This window comes from Aquibium sp. A9E412 (assembly GCF_030398335.1).
GTDB lineage: Bacteria > Pseudomonadota > Alphaproteobacteria > Rhizobiales > Rhizobiaceae > A9E412.
The window spans coordinates 199,321-225,533 of record NZ_JAOAOP010000001.1 but is presented as its reverse complement, the minus strand read 5'-3'; the positions used below and the strand labels follow the sequence as shown (position 1 = coordinate 225,533).

Genomic DNA, 26,213 nt, shown 5'->3' with positions numbered 1-26,213 from the left:
GCGCATCGCGCCCGGCGGCCGCGCCGTGCCGGCGGGCGGTGCCGGGCGCCGGATGGTCTGAAAGGGCAGGGGCATGGGTCTCACGCTGCTCGTGATTCTCGTCGTCGGCGGCATCGCCGCCATCGTGCTGGCCGTGCATCTGACGGGCGGCAGCCGCACCGCGCGGCTGGCCGACGCGGCGCAGGCGCGCGCCCGCTTCGCCGAGGACTTTCCCGACCACGCGGTGCGCGCGGTGCGGCTTGCCGGCGACGGCGAGACCGCCTTCCTGGCGCTCGGCGACGGCCGCACCGGCATCGTCCAGGCCTTCGGCGACCGGTTTCTCACCCGCGTGCTCGCCGCGCGCGACATCGCCGGGCTGGAAAAGCCGGACGCCGTCACGGTTTCGGTCCGATTGCGTGATTTCACGTGGACCGGCGGCCGCTTCCGCTTCGCCGATCCGGCCGAAGCCGATGCCGTTTCCGCCGCGCTCGACGGGTTGCGCAGCGCCGAGATGAGGACCGCATGATGGACGCGCACGACTTTCCCTCGATCACGCAGCTCGCGATTCCGTTCTTCGTCCTGGCGATCCTGCTCGAGTTGTGGCTGGTGCGCAGCGGCCGGGCGGCCGGCGCCTTCGAGACGCGCGACACGCTGACCAGCCTTTTGATGGGCGCCGGCAACGTGACGGCCGGCATCCTGCTCGGCGTCGTCTCCTATAGCGCGCTCCTGTGGGTCTGGCAGTTCCGGCTGTTCGACCTCGGCCTCGCCTGGTGGGTGTTCGTCGCCGCCTTCCTGGCCGACGACCTGCGCTACTACTGGTACCACCGCATCGCGCATCGCTGCCGCTGGGTATGGGCCGAGCACGTCAACCATCATTCGAGCCAGCACTACAATCTGTCGACGGCGCTGCGGCAGTCCTGGACGGGCCTGTTCACCGGCATGTTCGTCTTGCAGGCGCCGCTCGTGCTGCTCGGCATCCATCCCGCCGTCATCATCTTCGTGTTCGGCTTCAACCTGGTCTGGCAGTTCTGGATCCACACCGAGACGATCGGCCGGATGTGGTGGCCGATCGAGCTCGTCTTCAACACGCCCTCGCACCACCGCGTGCATCACGCCACCAACCCGCGCTATCTCGACGCCAACTACGCCGGCACGCTGATCGTCTGGGACCGCATGTTCGGCACCTTCGTCGCCGAGCTCGATGAGGACCGGCCGCGCTACGGCATCGTCCGCAACATCGGCACCTTCAATCCGCTCAAGGTCGCCTTCCACGAGTGGATCGGCATGTTCCGCGATGCGCTGGCGCCCGGCCTGACGCCCGGCCAGCGGCTGAAATACCTCTTCGCCCCGCCCGGCTGGAGCCACGACGGCAGCCGCAAGACCTCCGCCGACCTGAAGGCCGACTACGTGCGGCGCAACCCGGCGGAGGCCGGCCGGCCGGGCCTGCCCGGCGCCGGCGCGGCCGGCGGCGCGCTCGGCCCGGAGGCGGTCGAATGAGCCTTGCCCGCACGGCCGGCCGGCAGGACGGCGGCTGGCGCGCCGTCGCCGAGGAGATGCTGGCCGGCACGCGCGACGCGCTCGTCCGCTTCCCCGTGCCGGCGCTGGCGCTGGCGCTGCTGGCGCTGCACGTCAACCTGGCGATCGCCGACCTGCACCCGTTCGGCGACGCCGAGGACGACGTCGGCGTCGGCCTCGCCGCCGCCGCGCTCGCCGGGCTTGCCGCCACGCTGGCGGCGGAGGCGCGGCGCTCCGGCGCGGCCTGGCGGCACGGAGCGGCCGCCGCGCTGGCGCTCGTCGCACTGGCGCTGACCGTCTTCGAGCGCCCCGCGGCGACGCTGCAATGGGCGCTCGTCGCCGCGCTCGCCGGCGCCGTGCCGCTGGCGCCCTATCTCGGCCGCGGCCGCTCGATCCAGTTCTGGTTCTTCGCGCTGCATCTCGGCTTCGCCGCCGCGCTCGCCGTGCTCGCGCTCGGGCTGTTCGCCGGCGGGCTGTCGGCGGTCTTCGCCAGCCTCACCTATCTGTTCGGCCTGCCGGTGCCCGACCGGCTCTACGCGCATCTGTGGGCGGTCAGCGGGCTGTTCGCCGCGCCGCTGTTCGGTCTCGGCCAGGTGCCGCGCGACCTGGCGGCCGAGCCGCCGCGCCTGACGGGGCTCGCCGAGCGCGGCATGCGCGCGCTGGGCGATTTCGTCGCCGCGCCGCTGCTGCTCGTCTATGCCGCCGTGCTGCATGCCTATGCGCTCAAGATCGGGCTGACGCTGGAGCTGCCCAAGGGGCAGATCGGCTGGCTGACGCTCGCCTACGGCTTCTGCCTGTTCGGCTCGCTGATCGTCATCCATCCGTTTCTCGACGCCGCGCGCGCGCCGACCCGGCTTGTGCTGCGCATCTGGCCGGCGCTGCTGCCGGTGCCGCTGGTGCTCTTGTTCGTCGCGCTCTATCTGCGCGTCGATGCCTATGGCTGGACGCCGCCGCGCTATCTGCTCGGCCTGTTCGGGCTGGTCACGCTGGCCGTGCTCGTCGGTCAGGCGCTGCCGCGGCTGCGCGGCGACATCCGGCTGATGGTGGCGCTGCCGGTCGCCGCGCTGGCGATGGCGAGCTTCGGGCCGCAGGGCGCGGTGGCGACCGCGCTGCGCAGCCAGTCCGAGCGCTTCCTGGCGATCGTCGAGGCCGATGCGGCTCCGGACGAGGCGGCCGAGCAGGAGGCGCTGGCGGCGTTGCGCTTCCTCGGCCGTTACGACGCCATTCTGCGCGTCGCGCCGCCCGGCTTTTCCGGCAGCACCGAGGAGATCGGCCTCTACCGCGCCGTCGCGACCGCCTGGGGTCTCGATCCCGACCGCCCGCGCACGCTGGCCGACGGCGGCTTCAGCCTCGGCTATCCGGCCACCGCGGCGCTCGCCACGGAGGGCTACGACCGCATCGTGCCGGCCGTCGCGCTGTTCGCGCAGGCCGAGGAGGGGCTGGCGCTCACCCTCGACACGGGCGCGCGGTTGCGCATCGCGCTCGAGGACGGGGCGCTCGTGGTGCGGACGGGCGCCGGCGCGCCGGTGCGCTTTGCCATCGCCGCCGCCACCGTCGAGGCGCTGCATGCCGCCGGCGGCGACACGCCGCAGCGGCTCGCGCTTGCGGCCGACACGCGGCGGCTGCTGATCCTGCCGACGGCGCTCTACGGCCAGATCCGGCCGCAGGCGCGGCTGACCGCCATCCACGGCGCGCTTGCGCTGCGCGCGGCCGACTGGCCGCCAGAGGACGGCGCGGCGGCGCAATAGAGCGTTTCCAGGCGACGTGGAAACCGGTTCGCCGTTCGCCGACGCGTCAAAGCGAGAACGTGGAGCCGATCTGCGAGCCCGTGAAAAAGAGATCGGCTCCACGGCGCCTTTCCGGCACCGGGGGAGGCGACGGGCCGCTGCCGGCCCGCACGGGACAAAAGGCCGTAGCGGCTACTCGGCGGCCACCCGTGCGGCGAGGCCGAGCCAGCGGCGGCAGTCGTCGAGCGCGCGGGCGGTGACCGCACGCTTCTTGGCCTGCGCCTTTTCCTTGCCGCGCAGCCGCCGGCCCTCCGGCTTCGGCACCTCGACCGGCGGGAACAGCCCGAAATTGACGTTCATCGGCTGGAACGAGCGCTTGCCGGCTTCCTCCTCGGCGAGGATATGGCCGCCGGTGATGTGGCCGAGCAGCGCGCCGAAGGCGGTCGTCGCCGGCGGCACGTCGGGGCTGCGGCCCTGGCGCTGCGCGGCGGCGAAGCGGCCGGCCAGAAGCCCGATCGCCGCGCTTTCCACATAGCCCTCGCAGCCGGTGATCTGGCCGGCGAAGCGCAGGCCGGGACGGCCCTTGAGCTGCAGGGTGCCGTCGAGCAGCGCCGGCGAGTTGATGTAGGTGTTGCGGTGCAGCCCGCCGAGCCGGGCGAACTCGGCCTGCTCGAGGCCGGGAATCGTGCGGAAGATGCGCACCTGCTCGCCGTATTTCAGCTTCGTCTGGAAGCCGACCATGTTGTAGAGCGTGCCGAGCGCGTTGTCCTGGCGCAGCTGCACCACCGCATAGGGCTTGACGTCCGGCCGGTGCGCGTTGGTCAGCCCCATCGGCTTCATCGGCCCGTGCCGCAGCGTCTCCGGCCCGCGCTCTGCCATCACCTCGATGGGCAGGCAGCCGTCGAAATAGGGCGTGCCCTCCCACTCCTTGAACTCGGTCTTGCCGCCGGCCACCAGCGCGGCGACGAAGGCCTCGTACTGGGCGCGGTCGAGCGGGCAGTTGATGTAGTCCTTGCCGGTGCCGCCGGGGCCGACCTTGTCGTAGCGCGACTGGAACCAGGCGGTCTCCATGTCGATCGTGTCGAAATGCACGATCGGCGCGATCGCGTCGAAGAAGGCGAGCGCGTCGGCGCCCGTCGCCTGGCGGATCGCCTCGGCGAGCGCCGGCGAGGTGAGCGGCCCGGTGGCGACGATCGCCTGGTCCCAGCTCTCCGGCGGCAGGCCGTCGACCTCGCCGCGCTCCACGGTGATCAGCGGGTGGCGCGCGATCGCCGCGGTGACGGCGTCGGAAAAGCCGTCGCGGTCGACCGCCAGCGCGCCGCCGGCCGGCACCTGGTTGGCGTCGCCGGCGCGCATGATCAGCGAGCCGGCGAGCCGCATCTCGGCATGCAGCAGGCCGACCGCGTTGGTCTCGGCGTCGTCGGAGCGGAAGGAGTTGGAGCACACCAGCTCGGCCAGGCCGTCGGTCTTGTGCGCGTCGGTGCCGCGCAGCGGCCGCATCTCGTGCAGCACGACGGGCACGCCCGCCTCCGCCGCCTGCCAGGCGGCCTCGGAGCCAGCCAGCCCGCCGCCGATCACGTGAATGGGAGTGTCGCTCATGGCCGGGGAAATAGGCCGCGCGCGGCCGCTTTGCAACGAATTCCGTGGATGATCGTGCCGCGCCGGCCGCGCGGTTTGCGCGCGCCGCGCCCCGCGGTTACGATTCGCATATGACAAAAGGCGGGGGAATCGCCGCGGCGCTGCTCGCCGCGGCCGTGTCGGCGGGCTGCACCTCGGTGTCGTCGAACTACACCGGCGCCATCACGCGCGCCGATGCGGGCCGCATCTATGCCTGCAGCGGCTTCAACTGCACGTACAAGACGCGCATCGCCGTCGGGCCGCAGGCCGCCGAGCGCTTCGCCGCCATCATGGCGCCGGGCCGCGCCGGGCCGCAGGCCGAGCGCCGGGCGATCGCCGCCGCCGTGCGGCATTTCGAGGAGATGACGGTGGCGACCATCGGCGTGCGCGACGCGCCGAAGTCGGTGCTCGGCCAGTCGGGCCAGAAGGGCCAGATGGACTGCATCGACGAATCCACCAACACCCGCTCGCTGCTGCGCTATCTCGCCGCGCGCGGTCTGCTCAGGCACCACGAGGTGGAGGCGAACGTGTCGCGCGGCTTCTTCGTCGATGGGCGCTATCCGCATGCCACGGCGGTGATCCGCGACCCATCCGGGCGGCGCTGGGCGGTCGACAGTTGGTACGAGCCGGCCGGCGGATCCCCCGACATCATGCCGCTCGAAGAATGGCAGGCCCGCGGAGTCATGGGCGCACGCTGACAGGGGCGCGCGCTGAGATGCGGGACAGAGGGCGCGGCGTTGCCGCACGACAATCCGGCCGCACGAAACGAAAACAGCACCCGCCGGGGGAGGAGACCGACGGGTGCCGTTTTGGTGACCGGCCTTAGGGAGGAGGAAAAGGCCGGTCTTATCCGCCGAGGCCTGGGAGGAGGTAGGCCTCGACGAAACCGAAATCAGAGCGACTTGCGCGCCACGAACGGGATGTCGCCGCGGTTGATGCCCAGATCGTTGAGCTCGCGGTTCGACAGGCGGCTCAGCTCGCTGACAGTCTGCCGGTAGCGGCGCCAGTTGCGGTAGTTGCGGACGATGTTCATCTCTTTGGTCTTTTCGTTTGGACTGGTTGAGCAAATCTCTGTTGCGATTGGTAGATAGGCGGACGCCGGGCGGGATTGAAGCGCTAATGTTGCATGGCAGCATTGCGCTTTGTGCATCGCACCAAAGACCGTTGTGCAGAGCAGTATGAGGGGCCGCTGCCGGCCCGCCGGCGCGCCCTCGGGCCGGCGTCGGCGGGCGACGCGGAAAAGCGGCACGATTTCCCCGTCTTTGGCGGAAAAAAGCCCGAATTTGCTGGCAATTTTCCTTTGAACCACCATGTCCGGGTGATATAGAACCCGCGCTTTCGGGAGCCTGCGGCTTTCGAAGCGGGTGTGGTGGAACTGGTAGACACGCAGGATTTAGGTTCCTGTGGCGCAAGCCGTGGGGGTTCAAGTCCCTCCACCCGCACCAGGGAAGCCATTCCCGGTCCACAAATCCCGGCAGGCTGAGCAGTGGGTGGCCGTCTTCGGCGGCGGTCGACGACAACACAAAGGTTCGATGATGCAGGTAACCGAAACGCTGAATTCCGGCTTGAAACGCGAGATCAAGGTCACCGTGCCGGCCCAGGACATGGAGCAGCGGCTGATGAGCCGGCTCAACGAGGCCAAGGCGAAGGTGCGCCTGAACGGCTTCCGGCCCGGCAAGGTCCCGCTGCAGCACCTGCGCAAGCTCTACGGCAAATCCTTCATGGCCGAGATCGTCAACGAGATCCTGTCGGAATCCTCGCGCGACATCCTCGCCGAGCGCGGCGAGAAGCCGGCCATGCAGCCCGAGGTCGCGATGACAGAGGACGAGAAGGAGGCCGAGAAGATCCTCGCCGGCGACGCCGATTTCGAGTTCTCGCTGACCTACGAGATCATCCCGCCGATCGAGATCAAGGATTTCTCCGAGATCGCCATCACCCGCCCGGTCTATGACGTGCCGGACGAGGAGGTCGAGGAGCAGGTTGTGCGCATCGCCGATTCCGTGCGCGCCTACGAGCCCAAGGACGGCGCGGCCGCCGAGGGCGACAAGGTCACCATCGACTATGTCGGCAAGCTCGACGGCGAGCCGTTCGACGGCGGCGCGGCGACCGATTCCGACCTCGTGCTCGGCTCCAACCAGTTCATCCCCGGTTTCGAGGAGCAGCTCGTCGGCGCCAAGGCCGGCGAGGAGAAGACCATCGAGGTGACGTTCCCCGACGCCTATGCCGCCGAGCACCTGGCCGGCCGCACCGCCACCTTCGACGTGACGGTCAAGCAGGTGGCGAGCCCCGGCGCGCTGGAGATCAACGACGAGGTGGCGCAGAGCCTCGGCGTCGAATCGGCCGACAAGCTGCGCGAGATCGTGCGCGGCCAGATCGAGAGCCAGTTCGGCAGCGTGACGCGCCAGAAGGCCAAGCGCCAGCTTCTCGACCAGCTCGACGAGGCCTACAAGTTCGAGGCGCCGGCGCGCCTCGTCGAGGCGGAGTTCGACAACATCTGGCGGCAGGTGACGCAGGACCTCGAGCAGGCCGGCCGCACCTTCGCCGACGAGGACACCACCGAGGAGGCGGCGCGCGAGGAGTACCGCCAGCTCGCCGAGCGCCGCGTGCGCCTCGGCCTGGTGCTGGCCGAGATCGGCGAGAAGGCCAGCATCCAGGTCTCCGAGGAGGAGATGCAGCGCGCGCTGATCGATTCGGTGCGCCGCTACCCGCAGGACCAGCAGCGCCAGATCTACGAGTTCTACCGCGACAACCCGCAGGCGCTCGCCAATGTGCGCGCGCCGCTGTTCGAGGAGAAGGTCGTCGACCACCTGCTCGCCGAGGCCAACGTCACCGACAAGAAGGTGACGCGCGACGAGCTGATGGCCGAGGACGACGAGGAGACCGGCGACAAGGCGGCGGCCGCCGAGGCAAAGCCGGCCAAGAAGAAGGCGGCGCCGAAGAAGAAGGCCGCGGCCAAGAAGAAGGCGGACGACGCCGCCGCGCCGGCCGCCGACGAGGCGGCGAGCGAGGAAGGCTCCGCCTAACGCAGGCGGCGCGGCCGCACATGCGTCAAGACAGCGGTTGAGAGCCGGTCACGCGATTGCGCAGCCGGCGGAAAAAAGGCGCCCGGCCGCGATCACGGCCGGGCGCTTTTTTTCGTGTGCCGGATCGCGCCGGTTGCCGCGCCGGCGCCTCAGGCGCCGTCGCGCATGGCGATGATCGACTTGTTGAGACCGGCGAAGCGCTCGTGCAGCACGCGCCCGTCGGGGAACAGGCCGGCCATCTCGCGCGTCGACAGAAGCCGGTGGTGGAAGATGATCTCGTCGGCCTCCGCGCGCGTCGGGATGCGGCGGAAGAAGCCGAGCGCGAAGCGCATGAGCAGCGCCACGCGCAGGCGTTTGGGCAGGTACTGGAAGCCGGCGAAGCGGAAATGCGGTTCGAAGGGGAACCAGTAGTTCGGCGTCTGCACGTAGTAGCGCGGCGCCAGGCGCCGGGCGTTGGCGGCGAAGGCCTGCATGGCACGCCAGTCGCCGACATGCTCGATCACCGAGTTGGAATGCACCAGATCGAAGCGGCGGCCAGAAAACAGCGCCGGATCGGCCGCGCTCGCCTGCACCGCGTCGAACAGGCCGCTGTCGTCGAGCGTCTGCGCCTCGGTGTTGACCAGCGTGACGCGCAGCCGGTGCCGGTGGGCGCGCATGAAGTCGGCACCGATCAGCCAGTAGGTCTCCGTGCCGCCGAGATCGACGATGTCGGCCTCGCCGCGCTCGTCCAGCACCGCCTCGATCAGCCGGCGCACATGCGCGAAGCGCCGCGCGCGGAAACCGAATTCGCGACTTTGCGTGTCGGTGTAGGGGTCGGGCCGGCGTGGCCCGACCGTCTCCCCGGCAAGGCCGGCGGCTTGCGAAAAAGACATGACACTCTCCCGTCGTCACCCGGAAAGAGTGTTAACAAGGTTTAACGCGCTCTTCGATCCACGTCTTAAGAAAGGGTTAATGCACTTCGGCGGCGAACCCTGTTGTTTGCCAGAGTCCGGCTGTTGTGCGCGGGCCGTTGCCGGGCCTTTTATTAAAAGTCTAGATAAGCTGCAGGCCGCGGAAACTTGCGTGGCCGTCCTTGCCGATGATGATGTGATCGTGGACGGTGATGCCGAGCGGGCGCGCGGACTCCACCACCTGGCGCGTCATCGCGATGTCGGCGCGCGAGGGGGTGGGGTCGCCCGAGGGGTGGTTGTGCACCAGGATGAGCGCGGTGGCCGACAGCTCCAGCGCGCGGCGCACCACCTCGCGCGGATAGACCGGCGTGTGGTCGACGGTGCCGACCTGCTGCACCTCGTCGGCGATCAGCGCGTTCTTCTTGTCGAGAAACAGCACGCGGAACTGCTCGCGCGGCTCGAAGGCCATCGCCGCGCGGCAGTAGTCGATCACCTGGCTCCACGAGCCGAGCACCTGGCGGCCGCGCACCTCGCTGCGCAGCATGCGCTGCGCGGCGGCGGCCACCACCTTGAGGTCGCGTGCCGCCTGGGCGCCGACGCCCGGCACCTCGCGCAGCAGGTGCTCCGGCGCGCCGAGCGCCTGGCCGAGCGTGCCGAAGCGCTTGAGCAGCGCCTTGGCCGGTGCCTTGGTGTCGGCGCGCGGGATGGCGCGGAACAGGACGAGCTCGAGGATCTCGTAGTCGGCCAGCGCGTCCGGGCCGCCCTCGGCGAAGCGCCGGCGCAGCCGCTCGCGGTGGCCGTGATAGTGCGGGCTGGCCTGCTTGCCGGCGCGCCTGGCCGGCGCCGGAGCCGGCTGCTCGGCGAAGAAGCCGCGCTCGTCGTCCTCCTCGGCGCCCATGCCGTCAGCCCCCGCCGCGCGTGCCGGGCGCCGGCGCCACGGCCGCCGCCCTAGGCCAGCCCCGGCCGGTCGAGCCCGGCCGGCGACAGGGTGAAGACCTCGCAGCCGCTCTCCGTCACGCCGACGGTGTGCTCGTACTGCGCCGACAGCGAGCGGTCGCGCGTCACCGCCGTCCAGCCGTCCGACAGCACCTTCACGTGCGGCCGGCCGAGATTGATCATCGGCTCGATGGTGAAGATCATGCCCGGCCGCATCTCGATGCCCTCATTGGCGTGGCCGTAGTGCAGGATGTTGGGCGCGTCGTGGAACAGCAGGCCGACGCCGTGGCCGCAGAAGTCGCGCACCACCGAGCAGCGCTCGCTTTCGGCATAGGCCTGGATCGCCTGGCCGATGGCGCCGGTGCGCGCGCCCGGCCGCACCGCCGCGACCCCGCGCATCAGGCATTCATGCGTCACCTCGAGCAGCCGCTCGGCGGCGCGCTTGATCTGGCCGACCGGGTACATGCGGCTGGAATCGCCGTGCCAGCCGTCGAGGATGTAGGTGACGTCGATGTTGACGATGTCGCCCTCGCGCAGCGGCTTGGCGTCGGGAATGCCGTGGCAGACCACGTGGTTGATCGAGGTGCAGGACGACTTGGTGTAGCCGCGGTAGTTGAGCGTCGCCGGCATGGCGCCGTGGTCCATGCCGAACTCGAAGACGAAGCGGTCGATCGTCTCGGTCGCGACGCCCGGCTTGACGATGTCGGCCAGCGCGTCGAGGCAGCGCGCGGTCAGCGCGCAGGCCTTGCGCATGCCCGCGAAGCCGTCCTCGCCGTAAAGGCGCACCTGGCCGGTGTTGCGCAGCGGCGCTGTGGCGGCGTCGAGATAGGTGATCATGGGTGTTCCGCGGGCTCGATGGCGATCAGGCGCTCGGCGACGATGCCGTGCTCACTGATTTGGCACCGGATCGCGCAGGCTTCAACCCCCAGCCGCCGTGCCGCGGCGAAGGCCTCGGCATAGGCAGGGTCGAGATCGCCGCACAGCGCGAAGCGCGTGCAGTCGGCGCGCTGCACGACGTAGAGTATGACGGCGCGGCAGCCCGCCGCGCGCACGCGGCCGAGCTCGGCCAGATGGCGCGCGCCGCGTGCCGTCACCGTGTCGGGAAACTCGGCCAGCCCCGGCCGGCGCACCATGTGCACATTCTTGACCTCGACATAGGCGGCCGGCCGCGCGGGGTGCTCGAGCAGCAGGTCGATGCGCGAGGCGGTGCCGTAGCGCTGCTCGCGGCGGATCACCGGATAGTCGCCGAGATCGCCGACCAGCCCGGCGCGGATCGCCTCCTCGGCGAGCCGGTTCGGCAACCCCGTGTTGACGCCGACCAGCGTGCCGTCGGCCTCGACGATCTCCAGCGTGTGGGCGTATTTGCGCTTCGGATTGGCCGAGCGCGACAGGAAGACGCGCGAGCCCGGCGCCGTCAGCCCCATCATCGAGCCGGTGTTTGGCACCGCCACGGTGAGAACGGTGCCGTCGGCCAGCCGCACGTCGGCGAGAAAGCGCTTGTAGCGGCGCAGAAGCCGGGCCTCGGTGAGCGGCGGATCGGTCCAAACAAATGACGGGGGTAGCTTGACCTCAACGACCCCAATCAGAGAGGACTCTCAGTTCGGAAGCTTGTGATCCATCCTCATATATGGCGAAAAAACTTTCGCGCTATCGTCATAAAAGCTTAAAATATCTTTTTTGTGTTCAGGCGCCTTAGAGCTGGCTTCATTTCTGGTAGACTCATCATCGGATTCGGCCATCTTGGTATTTGCTTTTAAGAAAATATATGATTCCCATAAACCATCGAGATATTTCTGGACATCGCGGCCGAAAAGGAAACGCGCAGCGTCTATCGCTTCAAGCAAATCGATTTCCGCTTCACGCGATGTTTTACCGCTGATGTTTACTACGCGCACCGAGCGCCGGACCTTTTGGTAAACCAAAAGTCGACGATCGAAGAGATCGAGGACCAGGCGGCTATGAGCCGTGCGCCATTGCCGGTATGCGACAACAGCCACCGCGACGGCGATCGTTGGAGTGAGCAGCGCGGCAAGGATTTCTACCCAGTTCGGCAGTTCGTTCATTTTCTCGTGGGCTCCTTGATATGGATAGGATCTGCAAAACGGCTAGCCGAAGAGTACGACGTGGCGCAGGAGCGGAGAGAGGTTGCCGGCCCCACGGGGAATAATTTGCGCTCCGCAGCCGAACGCAAACCAACCTCGGCCGACTTGGATTTTTCCCGCAAAGACATCCACGGGGCCCCGCAGATCAGGGATGCGAAGAGGGCGAGTCGTCGGATTTGCCATATCCGTTCGTTGGCATGCGTAGCCGTTTATTTCACGGATATTTCACGATTCGGTAGGCCTGCGGCCTAAGTCCTTGAAAAGATTGGCACGCCCAACGGGACTCGAACCCGTGTTTCCGCCGTGAAAGGGCGGCGTCCTAGACCGCTAGACGATGGGCGCGCGAGGACCAGCGGGTTATAGTGAGCTTGCCGGCGGGCGGCAACCCGTCGCCGCGCCGCCGCGCGGCTTTTTTGGCGGCTGCGGCGACGCGGGCCGGCCCGCCTCGGCTTTCAAAGCGTTTCCAGGCGCAGTGGAAACCGGTTCGCCGTTGGCAAACGCGTCAGAACAACGACTTGCAGCCGATCTGCGATCCCGTGGAAAGCAGACCGGCCCCATTGGCCAGGCGAAGCGGAGACCGTCTGGAAACGCGTCAAACCGACAGGTCGGAGCCGCTCTGCGATTGCGTGAAGAGCAGACGGGCGTGCGCTAGCGCTTGCGCCGGCGGCAGCGCCAGTTCCAGTCGCGCTCCGGCCCGACGTCGACATGCACGGAATTGGTGTGGCAGTAGGTGCCGACGCCGCCGCGGCCGGGCATGGCGCGGACGAACTTCGCCAGCTCCCACTTGCTGACGCCGTCGACCTGCACGTCGGCCGCCGCGCAGTACATGTGCAGCGAGTTGCGCGCGCCGCGCACCCGCTTGTTGTGCTTGGGGTTGCGATAGCCGGAGGTGACGACGACCGGCTTGCCGTAGTGCCGCTCGATCGTCTTGAGCGTGCGCACCAGCGCCGGCTTGAGGCAGGCCACGTCGACGCTGTCGCGCTGCGTCAGCAGGCCGTTCGGCGCCAGCCGGGCGAGGCCGGCGGCGGACGCCACCTGGTAGCTGTCCTCGCCCTCGTAGAGGTCGACGTCGCTGTCGTCGTCCATGCCCGAGCGCCGGCTGATCTCGAACAGCCCGTCGCCCTGACGCACGCCGGGCAGCGCCTCGCCGCCGCCGAGGCCCGTCGCCGCGCGCGCCGGCCGCTCGGCGGCCGCCAGGGTGATCGTCTTGCGCGTCTCGTTGCCGCCGTCGCCGTCGGCCGCGGCGCCGCGCTGCGGCTCGATCAGCCGCTGCGTCGCCTGGGCGCCGCGCGCCGGGGCGGGCGAGAAGAAGGCGGACAGGAAGCCGCGCCGCTTGTCGTCGAGCGCGGCCGGTTCGGCCGGTGCGGCGGCCGTCTCGGCGGCCGGCGGCGCCGGCTCTGCCGCCGCGGTTTCCGTGCCCGCGGTTTCGGCGCTCGGCGCGGCGGCGGCGGTCGGCTGGTCGGGCAGGGCGGCGGTCTCGGGGCGCGGTGCCGGGGCGGGCACGGCGGGTGCCGCCGCGGCGGCGGCCTCCGGTGCGGCGGCCGTCGTCGCGTCCGCGCCGTCGCCGGCCTCGAGCGTCAGCACCTCGCCGTCGGCGAAGGCGACCTCGGTGGCGAAATCGGCGCCCGGCGCCAGGCCGAGCTGGGCGATGGGGTCGGACCCGGCGGTGGTGCAGGCGGAAAGGGCGAGCAGCGCGCACAGACCCGCCAGCGCGGACAGGCCGTTTCGGGATGCTGGGCGGCCGTTCGTTCGGTGCAAGATGTCCCCCTCGCCGGAAGCATGGCTTCGACGCGCGGCCGGCAGCCCCCGCTGGCCGTCGCGCGCGCAACGAATCTCCGACCGTGGCCGGCCTTTCGCGGCTAGGCCGCAAATGGGGCGAGAACATGGTGACGCCCCGTCAGCGCCGCCTTGCACCCCGCTGCGCGCGCACGTCAAGCCTTCAGACGCGCACCGTCACATACTCGCCGGGCGCATCGGCGAGCGGCGTCAGCCGCGTCGCCGGCTGGCGCGCCGGCACGCGGGCGTCGTCCTGCCGCTCGATCCAGGCGTGCCAGTGCGGCCACCACGAGCCCGGCGTCTCCGTCGCCTTTTCCAGCCAGTCCTCGAAGCGGCCGACCGGGCGGCCGTTGGTCCAGTGCTGGTACTTGCCGGCCGCCGGCGGGTTGACCACGCCGGCGATGTGGCCGGAGCCGGCCATCACGTACTCCACCTCGCCGCCGAAGAAGCGGCAGCCCTCGAACACCGAGCGCGCCGGGGCGATGTGGTCCTCGCGCGCGGCCAGGTTGTAGACCGGGATGGTGACGTCGGCCAGCGAGACCGGCGCGCCGCGCAGCACCGCCTCGCCCTTCACGATGGCGTTGTCGAGATAGCAGTTGCGCAGGTAGTAGGAATGGTTGGCCGCCGCCATGCGGGTCGAATCGGCGTTCCAGTAGAGCAGGTCGAAGGGCACCGGCGCGCGGCCGCGCAGGTAGTTGTTGACCATGTAGGGCCAGATCAGGTCGCCGGCGCGCAGCATGTTGAAGGCGGTGGCCATCTTGTTGCCTTCCAGATAGCCCTTGTCGCGCATGGCGCGCTCGATCGTCTGCAGCTGCTCCTCGTCGACGAAGACCTTGAGGTCGCCGGCATGGGTGAAGTCGACCTGGGTGGTGAACAGCGTCGCCGAGGCGATGCGCGTGTCGCCCTCGCGCGCCATCAGCGCCAGCGCGACGGCCAGCAGCGTGCCGCCGACGCAGTAGCCGATGGCGTTGACCTGGCGCTCGCCGGTCTCCTGTTCCACCGTTTCGAGTGCGAACTCCACGCCGTCGCGGATGTAGTCGTCCCAGCCCATGCGGCCGTGCCGCTCGTCCGGGTTGACCCACGAGATGACGAACACGGTGTGGCCCTGCTCGACCGCCCAGCGGATGAAGGATTTCTCCGGGTTGAGGTCGAGGATGTAGAACTTGTTGATCCACGGCGGGCAGATCAGCAGCGGCCGCTTCAGCACCGTCTCGGTGGCCGGCGCGTACTGGATGATCTCGGCCAGCGCGCTGCGCGCCACCACCTTGCCGGGGGTGACCGCGATGTTCTTGCCGACGGCGAAGCGGGCATAGTCGGTCTGCCGCAGCTTCAGCTCGCCGCCGCCGGCCGAGATGTCCTCGGCCAGCATGCGCATGCCGCGCACCAGGTTCTCGCCGTCGCTCGCCACCGTCTCGCGGAACAGCTCGGGATTGGTCAGGATGAAGTTCGACGGCGAGATCGCCTCGCTGAGCTGCTTGACGTAGAAGCCGGCCTTGTGGCGCGTGTGCTCGTCCAGCCCCTCGGCGTGCTCGACCAGGTCGCGCGCCCACTGCGCGGTGACCAGATAGGTCTGGCGCAGGAAGTCGAAGAAGGCGTTGCGGCCCCATTCGGGATCGGCGAAGCGCTTGTCGGGCTTGCCCTCGGCCGCCGGCTCGGCCTCCGCGCTGCCGGCCGCGCGCGCCACCGCGCGGGCCCACACGTCCATGTAGCCGGAAAACAGCCGCGTCTGCGCGTCGAGCGCGCGGGCGGGGTCCGACAGCCAGTATTCCGACAGCCGCGAGAAGGTCTTGACCATGTCGGACACCGGCTCGGCGACCGTGTCGCGCCGCTCGCCGCGTTCCCGCGGGCCGGCCCAGGCGGCCGCCGCCTTGCCGGCTTCCTCCACCATGCGCGCCAGGTTGAGCGCGAAACGCTCGGGATCCTTGACCACGTATTGCTCGACGCCCGGCGCGCCGTCCTGGCAGGTCTCGCCCGTCCTGTTCTTCGTCGCCATGACCTCGCGTTTCCTCCCGCGGGCGTTATGTTGACACAATACCATGGGACCCGGAATTGGGTCCAACGCAGCACAACGCGCTGATCCGCGACGGAGCCTAGCGCAGGATCGGGAAGACAATATGAAGGACGCGCACGCAAGGGGCAGGGGCAGGCGACCCGTCGCCGCGGCGCTCGCCGCGCTCGCGCTCGCCGCCGGCCTGCCCGCCTGTGCCACCGCCACCATCGAGGAGGCGGTGCCGGCCGGTGCGCTGGCCGCCGCGCCCGAGGCGCAGCCAGGCTCCGCCTTTCCCGCCGTACCGTCCGACCCGGCCGAAGCCGGCGCGGCCGACGATGCGGCGCAGGCCGCGCGCAGCGGCCCGCGCGACAGCGGCACCTTTCCCGATCTCAACGTGCCGCCCGGCTCGGCGGCCGAGCCGCTGACGCCGGGCCAGACGGCGGCGCGGCTGCGCGCCCTGCGCGCGGCGCAGCGCCGGCAGGCCGCCGAGGCCGGCACGGTGGCCGGGCCGTCGGACGCCGAGCGCCTGCGCACGCTCGCCCGGCGCCACGCCGAGGAGGCGCTCGAGGAGATCGAGAAGAGCGAGTGAGGCCGGCCGCCGCCGCGGCTATCGACCGCCGTCGCGAAGCCGTGTATAGGGCCGCAACCGCCGCCCTTTGCCGACTGGACCAGGCATGGAAGAGTTTCACAAGGTTCGCCGCCTGCCGCCCTACGTGTTCGAGCAGGTCAACCGCCTGAAGGCGAGCGCGCGCTCGCGCGGTGCCGACATCGTCGATCTCGGCATGGGCAACCCCGACCTGCCGACGCCGCAGGGCATCGTCGACAAGCTGGTCGAGGTCGTGCGCGACCCGCGCACCCACCGCTACTCCGCCTCGCGCGGCATTCCCGGCCTGCGCCGCGCCCAGGCGGCCTATTACGGCCGCCGCTTCGGCGTGAAGCTCGACCCGGAGACGCAGGTCGTCGCCACGCTCGGCTCCAAGGAGGGCTTCGCCAACATGGCCCAGGCGATCACCGCGCCGGGCGACGTGGTGCTGTGCCCCAATCCGACCTATCCGATCCACGCCTTCGGCTTCATCATGTCGGGCGGCGTCATCCGCTCGACCGCGGCCGAGCCGGACGACCGCTTCATCCCGTCGCTCGAGCGCGCGGTGCGCCATTCGATCCCGCAGCCGCTGGCGCTGATCCTCAACTATCCGTCGAACCCGACGGCCTATGTCGCCACGCTCGACTTCTACCGCGACGTGATCGCCTTCGCGCGCAAGCACGACATCATCGTGCTGTCGGACCTCGCCTATGCCGAGATCTATTTCGACGGCACGCCGCCGCCCTCGGTGCTGCAGGTGCCGGGCGCCATGGACGTCGCCGTCGAGTTTACCTCGATGTCGAAGACCTTCTCCATGCCCGGCTGGCGCATGGGCTTCGCGGTCGGCAACGAGCGGCTGATCGCGGCGCTGGCGCGCGTGAAGTCCTATCTCGACTATGGCGCCTTCACGCCGATCCAGGTCGCCGCCGCCGCCGCGCTCAACGGCGACGGGCACGAGATCGAGGAGGTGCGCGCGGTCTACCGCCGGCGCCGCGACGTGATGGTCGAGGCGTTCGGCCGCGCCGGCTGGGCGGTGCCGCCGCCGCCGGCCACCATGTTCGCCTGGGCGCCGATCCCCGAGCCGCTGCGCGGCCTCGGCTCGCTCGCCTTCTCCAAGCGCCTGGTCGAGGAGGCCGACCTCGCGGTGGCGCCGGGCATCGGCTTCGGCGAGCACGGCGACGATCACGTGCGCATCGCGCTGGTCGAGAACGAGCAGCGCATCCGCCAGGCCGCCCGCAACCTCAAGCGCTTCCTGGCGTCCGCCGGTGCGCCCCCCGACAACGTGGTGTCGCTCGGCGCGCGCCACTGAACCCTGACGACGACGAACACCCGAAAGGAGGCGCCGGATCGATGGCCGAAGCGTTGCGTGTTGGAATTGCCGGTCTCGGCACGGTGGGCGCCTCGGTGGTGCGCAGCCTGTCGGCGAAGTCGGCCGAGCTGTCGCGCCAGTGCGGCCGCGAGATCGCCGTGGCCGCGGTCTCGGCGCGCGACCGCAGCCGCGACCGCGGCATCGATCTCGGCAACACGCAGTGGTTCGACGATCCCGCCGAGCTGGCGCGCTCGGGCGACATCGACGTCTTCGTCGAGCTGATCGGCGGCGACGACGGGCCGGCGCGCAAGTCGGTCAGGACGGCGCTCGAGGCCGGCCGCCACGTGGTCACCGCCAACAAGGCGCTTTTGTCGAAGCACGGCGTGGCGCTCGCCGAGATCGCCGAGCGCAAGGGCGTGCTGCTCAACTACGAGGCGGCGGTGGCCGGCGGCATCCCGATTATCAAGACGATGCGCGAGGCGCTGGCCGGCAACACCGTCAGTCGCGTCTTCGGCATCATGAACGGGACGTGCAACTACATCCTCACCCGCATGGAGGCGGAGGGGCTGACCTTCGACGCCTGTTTGAAGGAGGCGCAGCGGCTCGGCTATGCCGAAGCCGACCCGACCTTCGACATCGAGGGGCACGACACCGCGCACAAGCTGTCGATCCTCACCAGCCTGGCCTTCGGCTGCCGCATCTCGGCCGCCGACGTCTACATGGAGGGCATCTCCAACATCACCCAGGCCGACATCCGCGCCGCCGCCACGCTCGGCTACCGCATCAAGCTGCTCGGCGTGGCGCAGAAGACCGAGTCGGGCATCGAGCAGCGCGTCCACCCGACCATGGTGCCGACCGCCTCGGTGATCGCCCAGGTGCATGGCGTCACCAACGCGGTGGCGATCGAGACCGACATCCTCGGCGAGCTGCTGCTGTCGGGGCCGGGCGCCGGCGGGGCGGCCACCGCGTCGGCGGTGATCGGCGACATCGCCGACATCGCCAAGAGCCGGCCGGGCTTCCAGCACGGACCGGTGTTCGGCTGGCCGGCGCGCGAGCTCGCGCCCTACAAGCGCGCGCGCATGCGCACCCATGCCGGCGGCTACTTCATCCGGCTGACCGTGCACGACCGGGCCGGCGTCTTCGCCGCCATCGCCAAGCGCATGGCCGACAACGACATTTCGCTGGAATCGATCGTCCAGCACGGCGACGCGCTGGAGATCGAATCGCAGAAGACGGTGGTTCTGGTCACGCACGAGACGACGGAAGCGGCCGTGCGCAAGGCGGTGGACGGCATCACGCGCGACGGCCATCTGGTCGACAAGCCGCAGGTGATCCGCATCGAGCGCGCCGGCTAGGAGAGAAAAAGCTCTTGGCTGCCGGCCACTTGCCGGCGGTTCTGGATTCGTCTTGTGAAGCGGCGGGGCGACCGGCAACGGGCGCCGGCCGCGGCCGGCGCGCGCGGCGCGGCGTTTCGTGCGCTCGCCTCTTGCCGCGCCACCGGCTCTTTGACAAAAGAAGCCGCGCCGCATCCCTGCGGCGCGGGCCCGCGGGCGCGCGGCGGACACCGGTCCTTGCGCGCGGGCGGCGCCCGAACGACAAGCTTCGATCGTGATGCCGACCAGGCGAAAGGCATCCAGGCGACAATGAGCAGGAACCAAGCCCGATGCCCCTGAGCGCAACCTCCGGTCTCGACCGCATCCTGACCCTCGAACTCGTGCGCGTGACGGAGCGCGCGGCGGTGGCCGCCGCCCGGCTGCGCGGCCGCGGCGACGAGAAGGCGGCCGACCAGGCGGCCGTCGACGCGATGCGCTCGGAGCTCAACAAGCTGCCGATCAAGGGCACCGTGGTGATCGGCGAGGGCGAGCGCGACGAGGCGCCGATGCTCTACATCGGCGAGGCGGTCGGCTCGGGCGACGGGCCGCAGGTCGACATCGCCCTCGACCCGCTGGAAGGCACGACCATCTGCGCCAAGAACCTGCCCAACTCGCTCGCCGTCATCGCCATCGCCGAGACCGGCAGCCTGCTCAACGCGCCGGACGTCTACATGGAGAAGATCGCGGTCGGGCCGGGCTATCCCGACGGCGTGGTGGCGCTCGACGCGCCGGCGGCCGAGAACATCGAGAACCTGGCCCGCGCCAAGGGCGTTCAACCCTTCGAGATCACCGCCTGCATCCTCGACCGGCCGCGCCATGCCCGGCTGATCGAGGAGGTGCGCTCGACCGGCGCGGCGATCCGCCTGATCGGCGACGGCGACGTGGCCGGCGTCATCCACACCACCGATCCCGACGAGACCGGCATCGACATCTATATGGGCATCGGCGGTGCGCCCGAGGGCGTGCTGGCGGCTGCCGCGCTGCGCTGCATCGGCGGCCAGATGGAGGGCCGGCTGCAGCTCAACACCGACGACAAGGTGGCGCGCGCGGCCAAGATGGGCATCGACGACCCCAAGAAGGTCTACCGCATGGAGGAGATGGCGCGCGGCGACGTGCTGTTCGCCGCCACCGGCGTGACCGACGGCAATCTCCTGTCGGGCGTCAAGTTCGGCCGCACCGCGGTCGTCACCCACACCATCGTCATGCGCTCGTCCTCGCGCACGGTGCGCGAGATCAAGGCGCATCACCAGGACATGGAGAAGTTCTGACGCGCCCGGCCAGCGCCTCCGAAACGCCGCCGCCGCGGCAGCGCCGCCCGTTCCTAGACGTGCGCCGCTCCGCGCGCGGGCTCGCCTGGGAGCATCGCCTCGACGAACGCCAGGAGAACGTCGCGCTGACGATGGCGCAGGCGCACGGCATCCCCGAGATCGTCGCGCGCGTGCTGGCCGGGCGCGGCATCGCCGCCGACGAGGCCAGCCGCTTCCTGGCGCCCACCATCCGCGACCTGCTGCCCGACCCGCTGAGCCTGACCGACATGGCGGCCGCCGGCCGGCGGCTGGCCGATGCGGTCGAGCGCGGCGAGCCGGTGGCGATCTTCGGCGACTACGACGTCGACGGCGCGGTCTCCTCGGCCAGCCTCAAGCGCTTCCTTGCGCACTACGGCGTGCCGGCCGAGATCTACATTCCCGACCGCATCTTCGAGGGCTACGGCCCCAACCCCGAGGCCATGCGCGAGCTCGCCGGGCGCGCCCGGCTGATCGTCACCGTCGACTGCGGCACGAACTCGGCCGAGGCGATCGCGGCCGCCCGCGCGGCCGGCGCCGACGTCGTCGTGCTCGACCACCATCAGGTCGGCGGCCCGCTGCCGGACGCGCTGGCCGTGGTCAATCCCAACCGCGAGGACGACCTGTCGGGGCAGGGGCATCTGTGCGCGGCCGGCGTCGTCTTCCTGGCGCTGGTGCAGACGCTGCGCGAGCTGCGCAGCCGCGGCCACCGCGCCGCGCCGCCCGATCTTCTGTCCTGGCTCGATCTGGTGGCGCTCGGCACGGTGTGCGACGTGGTGCCGCTGGTCGGCGTCAACCGCGCCTTCGTGGTCAAGGGGCTGGCGGCCGCGCGCCGCATGCAGGCGCCGGGGCTGGCCGCGCTCGCCCGGATCGCGCGCATCGGCGAGCCGCTCAACCCCTATCATCTCGGCTTCCTGCTCGGCCCGCGCATCAATGCCGGCGGCCGCATCGGCAACGCCGCGCTCGGCAGCAACCTGCTCGCCACCGCCGACGCGGCGGAGGCCGACAGCATCGCCGCCACGCTCGACCGGCTGAACGGCGAGCGCCAGGCGATGGAGGCCGAGATGCTGGCCGAGGCGCGCGCGGAGGCCGATGCCGAGCTCGCCGCCGGCGACGGTCCGGCCGTGCTGGTGACGGCGAGCGAGCGCTGGCATCCCGGCATCGTCGGGCTGATCGCCTCGCGCCTGAAGGAGCACGCGCGGCGGCCGGCCTTCGCCATTGCCTTCAACGCCTCGGGCGTGGGCACCGGCTCGGGCCGCTCGATCCCCGGCTTCGACCTCGGCCGGCTGGTGCGCGAGGCCGTCGCCCGCGGCCTTCTGGTCAAGGGCGGCGGCCACGCGATGGCCGCCGGCATCACCGTCGAGCGCGACCGGCTGGGCGCGCTGCGCGGCTTCTTCGAGGAGCAGGCGGCCGACGCGGTGGCGGCGCTGCGCGGCTCGGAGCGCCTGTCGATCGACGCGGCGCTGTCGGGCGAGGGGGCGACGCCGGAGCTGATCGCGGCGCTGGAGACGGCCGGTCCGTTCGGCGCCGGCCATGCCCAGCCGGTGCTGGCGCTGCCGCGCCACCGGCTGTCGGGCGTGCGGGTGGTCGGCAACGGCCATGTGCGCGCCGACGTGCAGACGCCGACCGGCGCGCGCGTCCAGGCGATCGCCTTCCGCGCGGCCGACGGTCCGCTCGGCCGCTTCCTGCTCGAGCGTTCGGGCGCGACGGTGCATCTCGCCGGCACCCCGGCGATCAACGAATGGAACGGCCAGCGCCGGGTGCAGTTCAGGCTGAGCGACGCCGCCGAGGCCTGAGCGCGCAGGACGTTGCCGAAAGGCGTCTCGCCGGCGGCGGCTCGTTCTACCCGAGCACCGTCTGCAGCCGCTGCAGCTCGCCGATCTGCGCGCGCGTCGCCTCGTAGCCGAGGCGGATCGCCTCGTCGGCGCGGTAGAACTCCGTCAGCCCGATATGGCCGAGCTTGGGATGCAGCGCCAGGTCGGGCGGATCGCCGGCCATGCGGGCGCGCGAGATGCGGTCCTGGATGATGTTGAAGGCCTCGACCATGACGCCGGTGATGCCGAGCCGCGCGTCGCGCTCGCGCGGGCCCTTGTCGACGACGAGCGGCGCCTTGTCGCCGACCGGCTCGCCGTCGGCGATCTCCGGCATGTCGGCGCTGTGCTTGATGACGGCGGCGCGGCCGAACAGGTCGTAGTGCAGGTTGACCGCCACCACCAGCGGCTGCTCGTAGGCGCGGCACACCGAAACCGGCACCGGATTGACGAGCGCCCCGTCGACCAGCACCCGGCGGTTGCACACCACCGGCTCGAACACCCCGGGCAGGGCGTAGGAGGCGCGCATGGCGGTGATCAGCGAGCCGTTCGACAGCCAGATCTCGTGGCCGGTGCGGATCTCCGAGGCGACGCAGACGAACGGCCGGCCGAGATCGGCGAAGGTGATGCCGGCCAGATGCTCCTGCATGCGGTGGTCGAGCTTCATGCCGCCGAGGATGCCGCTGCCGCGCAGCGTGAAGTCGAGCAGGCCGAAGATGCGCCGGCGCGTCAGCGCCCGGGCGAAGTCTTCCAGCGCGTCCAGCTTGCCGGCCAGGTAGCAGCCGCCGACCAGCGCGCCGATCGAGGTGCCGGCGATCATGTCGATGCGGATGCCGGCCTCCTCGAGCGCGCGCAGCACGCCGATATGGGCCCAGCCGCGCGCCGCGCCGCCGCCGAGCGCCAGCGCGATGCCCGGCCTGCGCGGCGCGGACGCCGGAGCGGGCTGCTCGGGCGGCGGCGGTTCCGCCTCCCGCTGGCCCTGGCGCGTCCGCAGGGATGCCCAGTCAAGCATCGTCGTCTCCTCGACCCCGTCGTCCTTTAGCACGGCGGGCGTATCGAATTGGTGAATGGCGGGGCGGGCGGGGCGCGACGTCTCGTCGCCCGTGCCGGCAGCGGCCGGGTCGGCGGCCGTGCCGCCGCTAGCGCTGCGGCGCCGCCAGCGCATCGTCCTCGACGAGGCTCGCACCCTCCGCGCCGGTCTCGACGCGGCGATAGAAGCAGCTCCGCTGCCCGGTGTGGCAGGCCGCGCCGTCGCCAGCGACCGTGACGCGCAGCCACACCGCGTCCTGGTCGCAGTCGACGCGCAGCTCGCCGACCTCGAGCACGTTGCCCGAGGTCTCGCCCTTCTTCCACGGCGCCTGCCGCGAGCGCGACCAGAAATGCGCCTGGCCGGTCTCGATGGTGCGCTGCAGCGCGTCGGCGTCCATGTGCGCCACCATCAGGAGCTCGCCGCTGGCCATGTCGGTGACCACCGCCGTCACCAGCCCTGCCGCGTCGAAGCGCGGCGTCAGCGCATCACCTTCCTCGAGCCGCGTCTTGTCGGCGGGCGGCGTCGCGAATGCAGCCATCGGGAGCGGTCTCCAGGGGTGTGCGGCGCGGCTAGTCGCGCCGCGCCTCGCGCAGCATGGTCATGAAGCGCGCCTGTTCCTGCGGGTCGTCGCGGAACGCGCCGGTGAAGGTGGAGGTGAGGGTGGTCGAGCCGCGCTTGCGGATGCCGCGCATCGACATGCACATGTGCTCGGCCTCGACGATCACGGCCACGCCGCGCGGCGCCAGCGTTTCCTGGATGGCGCCGGCGATCTGCGCCGTCATCGCCTCCTGCGTCTGCAGGCGGCGGGCGAAGATATCGACCACGCGGGCGACCTTCGACAGGCCGACGACGCGGCCGTCCGGCAGGTAGCCGACATGCGCCTTGCCGATGATCGGCACCATGTGGTGCTCGCAATGCGAGTGGAAGGCGATGTCGCGGATCAGCACCAGATCGTCGTAGCCGGCGACCTCCTCGAAGGTGCGGCCCAGCGCCTCGGCCGGGTCGAGGTCGTAGCCCTCGAACATCTCGCGATAGGCCTTGGCCACGCGCTCCGGCGTGTCGACCAGCCCCTCGCGCTGCGGATCGTCGCCGACCCAGCGCAGCAGCGTGCGCACCGCCGCCTCGGCCTCCTCGCGGCTCGGCCGTTCGGCGTGCGGCAGCGGCGCGTGATGGGTCGCCGGATCGGCATCCTTGTCGCTGCGGGGGAAGTTTCGGATGACGGCGTCCATGCTCGGTCTCTCTCCGTAGTTCCTTTCGCGAAGGAACGAGTTGAACGGACCACGGCCTCGCTGCGGGATCGGTGAACTTGCGCTCCATCCTGCCCGAATGCGGCGTGCGCGGAACCTTGACACGATGGCAAGTCGCCTTGCCGCCGTCAGGGTCCGACCACTATATAAGGTCCGAGCCCCCCTTGGGAAGGGACGCCCACGACACGGCGCGTTGCAGCGCGGAGCGGAAGGCCAGCCGATGATCGACGACATCTACAACGCCAAGATCCTCGGATTTGCCGGCAATATCAGCCGGTTGGGCCGGCTCGAGACGCCCGATGCCACGGCCCGCGCGCACTCCAAGCTGTGTGGCTCGACGGTCACGGTCGATCTCAAGATGGTGAACGATGTGGTCAGCGATTTCGCGCACGAGGTGAAGGCCTGCGCGCTCGGCCAGGCCTCCTCGGCGATCATGGCCGAGCACGTGGTCGGCGCGCGCGCCGACGAGCTGCGCGCCGTGCGCGAGACCATGCGCCGCATGCTCAAGGAAAACGGCCCGCCGCCGGAAGGCCGCTTCGCCGATCTGAAGTATCTCGAGCCGGTGCGCGACTACAAGGCGCGTCACGCCTCCACCATGCTGACCTTCGACGCGGTGGTCGACGCGATCGACCAGATCGAGAAGAAGCGCGCCGAGGCGGCGGCCTGAGGCGGCCATGCGTCCCTTTTCGGCTTCGCCCGGGTGTTGCCGCAATGGCATCGGATCGATCCGGCCCGATCCGGCGGCCGGCCGCGATCCGGCCGGTTCGCTCGTCCGTTGCAAGGACTGCGCCCGCGACGTTCCGCTCGGCGCTCGTGGCACGGACGCAGCGCAACGATGACCTCGCCGCCGACCAACCGCTCGCGCAACTACGCCGGCCCCTGGCCGAAGACGCCGGCGCGGCTGTTCGGCACCGGGTTCGTGCGGCTCTACCAGCTCACGCTGTCGGGCTTCGTCGGCAACCATTGCCGGCATCTGCCGACCTGCTCGGAATACGCCTACGAGGCGATCGCGCGGCACGGCCTGTGGGCCGGCGGCTGGCTGGCGCTGTTCCGCGTCGGGCGCTGCGGTCCGGGCGGCACGCACGGCATCGACAACGTGCCCGAGACGCTGGCGCCGCGGCTGCGCTGGTCCATGCCCTGGCGCTACCACGCCGCCGGCCGCCGCGCCCGGTGCCGGCATTGACCATCCCGGCGGAATACCTGCGTGCCTCGCGCGACTTCGAGCGCTTCCTGGCCGATCTCAAGGCGATCTCGCTGCTCGCCACGCACAACCAGTGCTATGCGATGACCCGCGCCGTGCTGCGCACGTTCCGCAGCCATCTCGAGACGCCGCAGGCGCTGCGCTTCGCGGACGCGCTGCCGCCGGTGCTGCGCGCCATCTTCGTCGAGGCGTGGGATCCGGCGGTGCCGGCCACCCCGTTTCCGGATCGGCGCGCGCTGCACGCCGAGGTGCTTGCCGAACGGCGCGACCACAACACGGCCAGCGATACCGCGATCGCCGACGTCGCGGCCGCATTGCGGCGCAACGTCGACGCTGCGGCCTTCGACGCGGTGCTCGCCACGCTGCCGCCCGCGGCCGGCGATTTCTGGCGCGCCTGCCCCCGGTGATCACGGCCTCCGACGCATCGCGGCGTGCCGATCCTCCATAGGCCCTAGCCAGCCCGACCCGCACCGGTTATGAGGCAAAGGGTCCAAGCTTACGGAGGGGAATTGGCGATGGCTCACAAGTTCGAGATCTACCGCGACAAGAAGGGCGAGTATCGCGTGCGCTTCAAGTACAACAGCGAGGTGATGTTCTCCACCGAGGGCTACAGCTCCAAGGCCAGCGCGCAGAACGCGATCGACTCGATCAAGAAGAACGGGCCCGGCGCACCCGTCGAGGACAACAGCCAGGCCTGATGGCGCGGCGCCGGCCCGGCCGGCGCCTCCCGGCGGCACATCCATCCGGCAGCCGGCGCCTGCGTGCGGGGGTTTACGCGCGCGGGCGTGCAGCCTATGTAGCGCCCGTTGCCGCGGGCGCCG

The 26,213-nt window shown here is 70.7% G+C and carries 26 protein-coding genes and 2 tRNA genes; 15 read left to right on the top strand and 13 right to left on the bottom strand.

Annotated elements, in window-relative coordinates:
• Positions 1-73 precede the first annotated feature (73 nt).
• The 3 genes from N1F89_RS01075 to N1F89_RS01065 are packed head-to-tail and all read left to right on the top strand — an operon-like array spanning position 74 to position 3,242.
• Complete coding sequence (locus N1F89_RS01075; RefSeq protein WP_290080624.1) at positions 74-505, top strand: hypothetical protein; 432 nt, start codon at positions 74-76, stop codon at positions 503-505.
• Complete coding sequence (locus N1F89_RS01070) at positions 505-1,476, top strand: sterol desaturase family protein (RefSeq protein ID WP_290080622.1); 972 nt, start codon at positions 505-507, stop codon at positions 1,474-1,476. Before N1F89_RS01075 ends, N1F89_RS01070 begins: the two co-directional genes overlap by 1 nt.
• Entirely contained in the window at positions 1,473-3,242 is a 1,770-nt protein-coding gene (locus N1F89_RS01065) for a DUF4153 domain-containing protein (protein ID WP_290080620.1), read from the top strand. Before N1F89_RS01070 ends, N1F89_RS01065 begins: the two co-directional genes overlap by 4 nt.
• Before the next feature lie 171 nt (positions 3,243-3,413).
• Here the strand turns inward: N1F89_RS01065 and trmFO are convergent, their stop codons facing one another.
• Positions 3,414-4,820, bottom strand: a complete 1,407-nt coding sequence (gene trmFO, locus N1F89_RS01060; RefSeq protein WP_290080619.1) for a methylenetetrahydrofolate--tRNA-(uracil(54)-C(5))-methyltransferase (FADH(2)-oxidizing) TrmFO — start codon at positions 4,818-4,820, stop codon at positions 3,414-3,416.
• Positions 4,821-4,930: 110 nt separating this feature from the next.
• On the opposite strand from trmFO, the gene N1F89_RS01055 reads away from it, so the two are divergent.
• Positions 4,931-5,536, top strand: a complete 606-nt coding sequence (locus N1F89_RS01055; RefSeq protein ID WP_290080618.1) for a hypothetical protein — start codon at positions 4,931-4,933, stop codon at positions 5,534-5,536.
• Positions 5,537-5,730: 194 nt separating this feature from the next.
• Here the strand turns inward: N1F89_RS01055 and N1F89_RS01050 are convergent, their stop codons facing one another.
• Positions 5,731-5,871, bottom strand: a complete 141-nt coding sequence (locus N1F89_RS01050; protein WP_290080617.1) for a DUF1127 domain-containing protein — start codon at positions 5,869-5,871, stop codon at positions 5,731-5,733.
• Between the two features lie 327 nt (positions 5,872-6,198).
• Between N1F89_RS01050 and N1F89_RS01045 the strand changes: the two genes are divergently transcribed.
• Positions 6,199-6,283: transfer RNA gene (locus N1F89_RS01045), tRNA-Leu, on the top strand.
• A gap of 90 nt (positions 6,284-6,373) precedes the next feature.
• Entirely contained in the window at positions 6,374-7,861 is a 1,488-nt protein-coding gene (tig, locus tag N1F89_RS01040) for a trigger factor (protein ID WP_290080615.1), read from the top strand.
• 149 nt (positions 7,862-8,010) lie between these two features.
• Here the strand turns inward: tig and N1F89_RS01035 are convergent, their stop codons facing one another.
• From N1F89_RS01035 to phaC, 8 genes are all read right to left on the bottom strand, one after another.
• The gene (locus tag N1F89_RS01035; RefSeq protein WP_290080613.1) at positions 8,011-8,733 is read right to left on the bottom strand and encodes an SAM-dependent methyltransferase; all 723 of its coding nucleotides are present in this window, start codon (positions 8,731-8,733) and stop codon (positions 8,011-8,013) included.
• Positions 8,734-8,893: 160 nt separating this feature from the next.
• Positions 8,894-9,649: a DNA repair protein RadC gene (gene radC / locus N1F89_RS01030; RefSeq protein WP_290080611.1), complete on the bottom strand. Its 756-nt coding sequence runs from the start codon at positions 9,647-9,649 to the stop codon at positions 8,894-8,896.
• Positions 9,650-9,699: 50 nt separating this feature from the next.
• On the bottom strand, positions 9,700-10,524 hold the full coding sequence (gene map / locus N1F89_RS01025; RefSeq protein WP_290080610.1) for a type I methionyl aminopeptidase: 825 nt from the start codon (positions 10,522-10,524) through the stop codon (positions 9,700-9,702).
• Positions 10,521-11,270 carry a DNA/RNA nuclease SfsA gene (sfsA, locus tag N1F89_RS01020; protein WP_290080708.1) on the bottom strand — a complete coding sequence of 250 codons (750 nt, stop codon included), beginning with the start codon at positions 11,268-11,270 and terminating at the stop codon, positions 10,521-10,523. The genes map and sfsA overlap by 4 nt, the downstream gene beginning before the upstream one ends.
• Positions 11,271-11,282: 12 nt before the next feature.
• A complete protein-coding gene (locus N1F89_RS01015) occupies positions 11,283-11,750 on the bottom strand; it encodes a hypothetical protein (protein ID WP_290080609.1) in 468 nt (155 codons plus the stop codon).
• A gap of 305 nt (positions 11,751-12,055) precedes the next feature.
• Positions 12,056-12,131: transfer RNA gene (locus tag N1F89_RS01010), tRNA-Glu, on the bottom strand.
• Positions 12,132-12,437: 306 nt separating this feature from the next.
• On the bottom strand, positions 12,438-13,547 hold the full coding sequence (locus N1F89_RS01005) for a YcbK family protein (protein ID WP_290080608.1): 1,110 nt from the start codon (positions 13,545-13,547) through the stop codon (positions 12,438-12,440).
• A gap of 181 nt (positions 13,548-13,728) precedes the next feature.
• On the bottom strand, positions 13,729-15,558 hold the full coding sequence (phaC, locus tag N1F89_RS01000) for a class I poly(R)-hydroxyalkanoic acid synthase (protein WP_290080607.1): 1,830 nt from the start codon (positions 15,556-15,558) through the stop codon (positions 13,729-13,731).
• Between the two features lie 121 nt (positions 15,559-15,679).
• On the opposite strand from phaC, the gene N1F89_RS00995 reads away from it, so the two are divergent.
• The 5 genes from N1F89_RS00995 (at position 15,680) to recJ (ending at position 21,899) form a co-directional block, all read left to right on the top strand.
• Positions 15,680-16,144, top strand: a complete 465-nt coding sequence (locus N1F89_RS00995; protein ID WP_290080606.1) for a hypothetical protein — start codon at positions 15,680-15,682, stop codon at positions 16,142-16,144.
• A gap of 85 nt (positions 16,145-16,229) precedes the next feature.
• The gene (locus N1F89_RS00990) at positions 16,230-17,447 is read left to right on the top strand and encodes an LL-diaminopimelate aminotransferase (RefSeq protein WP_290080604.1); all 1,218 of its coding nucleotides are present in this window, start codon (positions 16,230-16,232) and stop codon (positions 17,445-17,447) included.
• A gap of 41 nt (positions 17,448-17,488) precedes the next feature.
• The gene (locus tag N1F89_RS00985) at positions 17,489-18,802 is read left to right on the top strand and encodes a homoserine dehydrogenase (protein ID WP_290080602.1); all 1,314 of its coding nucleotides are present in this window, start codon (positions 17,489-17,491) and stop codon (positions 18,800-18,802) included.
• Between the two features lie 308 nt (positions 18,803-19,110).
• Positions 19,111-20,088, top strand: coding sequence for a class II fructose-bisphosphatase (gene glpX, locus N1F89_RS00980; protein ID WP_290080601.1), 978 nt, complete (start codon positions 19,111-19,113; stop codon positions 20,086-20,088).
• Between the two features lie 59 nt (positions 20,089-20,147).
• A complete protein-coding gene (gene recJ, locus N1F89_RS00975; protein WP_290080600.1) occupies positions 20,148-21,899 on the top strand; it encodes a single-stranded-DNA-specific exonuclease RecJ in 1,752 nt (583 codons plus the stop codon).
• Positions 21,900-21,945: 46 nt separating this feature from the next.
• Here recJ and N1F89_RS00970 read toward each other — a convergent pair whose 3' ends face one another.
• The 3 genes from N1F89_RS00970 to folE all read right to left on the bottom strand — a co-directional run bounded on the left by N1F89_RS00970 (position 21,946) and on the right by folE (position 24,173).
• Positions 21,946-22,926 (bottom strand): patatin family protein, encoded by a 981-nt coding sequence (locus N1F89_RS00970; RefSeq protein ID WP_290080599.1) that lies wholly within the window; start codon positions 22,924-22,926, stop codon positions 21,946-21,948.
• 127 nt (positions 22,927-23,053) lie between these two features.
• On the bottom strand, positions 23,054-23,482 hold the full coding sequence (hisI, locus tag N1F89_RS00965; RefSeq protein ID WP_290080597.1) for a phosphoribosyl-AMP cyclohydrolase: 429 nt from the start codon (positions 23,480-23,482) through the stop codon (positions 23,054-23,056).
• Between the two features lie 31 nt (positions 23,483-23,513).
• Positions 23,514-24,173: a GTP cyclohydrolase I FolE gene (folE, locus tag N1F89_RS00960; RefSeq protein ID WP_290080594.1), complete on the bottom strand. Its 660-nt coding sequence runs from the start codon at positions 24,171-24,173 to the stop codon at positions 23,514-23,516.
• Positions 24,174-24,411: 238 nt separating this feature from the next.
• On the opposite strand from folE, the gene N1F89_RS00955 reads away from it, so the two are divergent.
• From N1F89_RS00955 to N1F89_RS00940, 4 genes are all read left to right on the top strand, one after another.
• Complete coding sequence (locus N1F89_RS00955) at positions 24,412-24,858, top strand: iron-sulfur cluster assembly scaffold protein (RefSeq protein ID WP_290080592.1); 447 nt, start codon at positions 24,412-24,414, stop codon at positions 24,856-24,858.
• 168 nt (positions 24,859-25,026) lie between these two features.
• Complete coding sequence (yidD, locus tag N1F89_RS00950) at positions 25,027-25,374, top strand: membrane protein insertion efficiency factor YidD (protein ID WP_290080590.1); 348 nt, start codon at positions 25,027-25,029, stop codon at positions 25,372-25,374.
• The gene (locus tag N1F89_RS00945; RefSeq protein ID WP_290080588.1) at positions 25,362-25,799 is read left to right on the top strand and encodes a DUF2267 domain-containing protein; all 438 of its coding nucleotides are present in this window, start codon (positions 25,362-25,364) and stop codon (positions 25,797-25,799) included. The genes yidD and N1F89_RS00945 overlap by 13 nt, the downstream gene beginning before the upstream one ends.
• Before the next feature lie 108 nt (positions 25,800-25,907).
• Entirely contained in the window at positions 25,908-26,090 is a 183-nt protein-coding gene (locus N1F89_RS00940; protein ID WP_290080586.1) for a YegP family protein, read from the top strand.
• Positions 26,091-26,213 lie beyond the last annotated feature (123 nt).

Bases quoted from the DNA above. Each gene is read 5' to 3' on its own strand.
- N1F89_RS01075 (WP_290080624.1), top strand. From the start codon at position 74: ATGGGTCTCACGCTGCTCGTGATTCTCGTCGTCGGCGGCATCGCCGCC.
- N1F89_RS01070 (WP_290080622.1), top strand. From the start codon at position 505: ATGGACGCGCACGACTTTCCCTCGATCACGCAGCTCGCGATTCCGTTC.
- N1F89_RS01065 (WP_290080620.1), top strand. From the start codon at position 1,473: ATGAGCCTTGCCCGCACGGCCGGCCGGCAGGACGGCGGCTGGCGCGCC.
- trmFO (WP_290080619.1), bottom strand. From the start codon at position 4,820: ATGAGCGACACTCCCATTCACGTGATCGGCGGCGGGCTGGCTGGCTCC.
- N1F89_RS01055 (WP_290080618.1), top strand. From the start codon at position 4,931: ATGACAAAAGGCGGGGGAATCGCCGCGGCGCTGCTCGCCGCGGCCGTG.
- N1F89_RS01050 (WP_290080617.1), bottom strand. From the start codon at position 5,871: ATGAACATCGTCCGCAACTACCGCAACTGGCGCCGCTACCGGCAGACT.
- tig (WP_290080615.1), top strand. From the start codon at position 6,374: ATGCAGGTAACCGAAACGCTGAATTCCGGCTTGAAACGCGAGATCAAG.
- N1F89_RS01035 (WP_290080613.1), bottom strand. From the start codon at position 8,733: ATGTCTTTTTCGCAAGCCGCCGGCCTTGCCGGGGAGACGGTCGGGCCA.
- radC (WP_290080611.1), bottom strand. From the start codon at position 9,649: ATGGGCGCCGAGGAGGACGACGAGCGCGGCTTCTTCGCCGAGCAGCCG.
- map (WP_290080610.1), bottom strand. From the start codon at position 10,524: ATGATCACCTATCTCGACGCCGCCACAGCGCCGCTGCGCAACACCGGC.
- N1F89_RS01015 (WP_290080609.1), bottom strand. From the start codon at position 11,750: ATGAACGAACTGCCGAACTGGGTAGAAATCCTTGCCGCGCTGCTCACT.
- phaC (WP_290080607.1), bottom strand. From the start codon at position 15,558: ATGGCGACGAAGAACAGGACGGGCGAGACCTGCCAGGACGGCGCGCCG.
- N1F89_RS00995 (WP_290080606.1), top strand. From the start codon at position 15,680: ATGAAGGACGCGCACGCAAGGGGCAGGGGCAGGCGACCCGTCGCCGCG.
- N1F89_RS00990 (WP_290080604.1), top strand. From the start codon at position 16,230: ATGGAAGAGTTTCACAAGGTTCGCCGCCTGCCGCCCTACGTGTTCGAG.
- N1F89_RS00985 (WP_290080602.1), top strand. From the start codon at position 17,489: ATGGCCGAAGCGTTGCGTGTTGGAATTGCCGGTCTCGGCACGGTGGGC.
- glpX (WP_290080601.1), top strand. From the start codon at position 19,111: ATGCCCCTGAGCGCAACCTCCGGTCTCGACCGCATCCTGACCCTCGAA.
- N1F89_RS00970 (WP_290080599.1), bottom strand. From the start codon at position 22,926: ATGCTTGACTGGGCATCCCTGCGGACGCGCCAGGGCCAGCGGGAGGCG.
- hisI (WP_290080597.1), bottom strand. From the start codon at position 23,482: ATGGCTGCATTCGCGACGCCGCCCGCCGACAAGACGCGGCTCGAGGAA.
- folE (WP_290080594.1), bottom strand. From the start codon at position 24,173: ATGGACGCCGTCATCCGAAACTTCCCCCGCAGCGACAAGGATGCCGAT.
- N1F89_RS00955 (WP_290080592.1), top strand. From the start codon at position 24,412: ATGATCGACGACATCTACAACGCCAAGATCCTCGGATTTGCCGGCAAT.
- yidD (WP_290080590.1), top strand. From the start codon at position 25,027: ATGACCTCGCCGCCGACCAACCGCTCGCGCAACTACGCCGGCCCCTGG.
- N1F89_RS00940 (WP_290080586.1), top strand. From the start codon at position 25,908: ATGGCTCACAAGTTCGAGATCTACCGCGACAAGAAGGGCGAGTATCGC.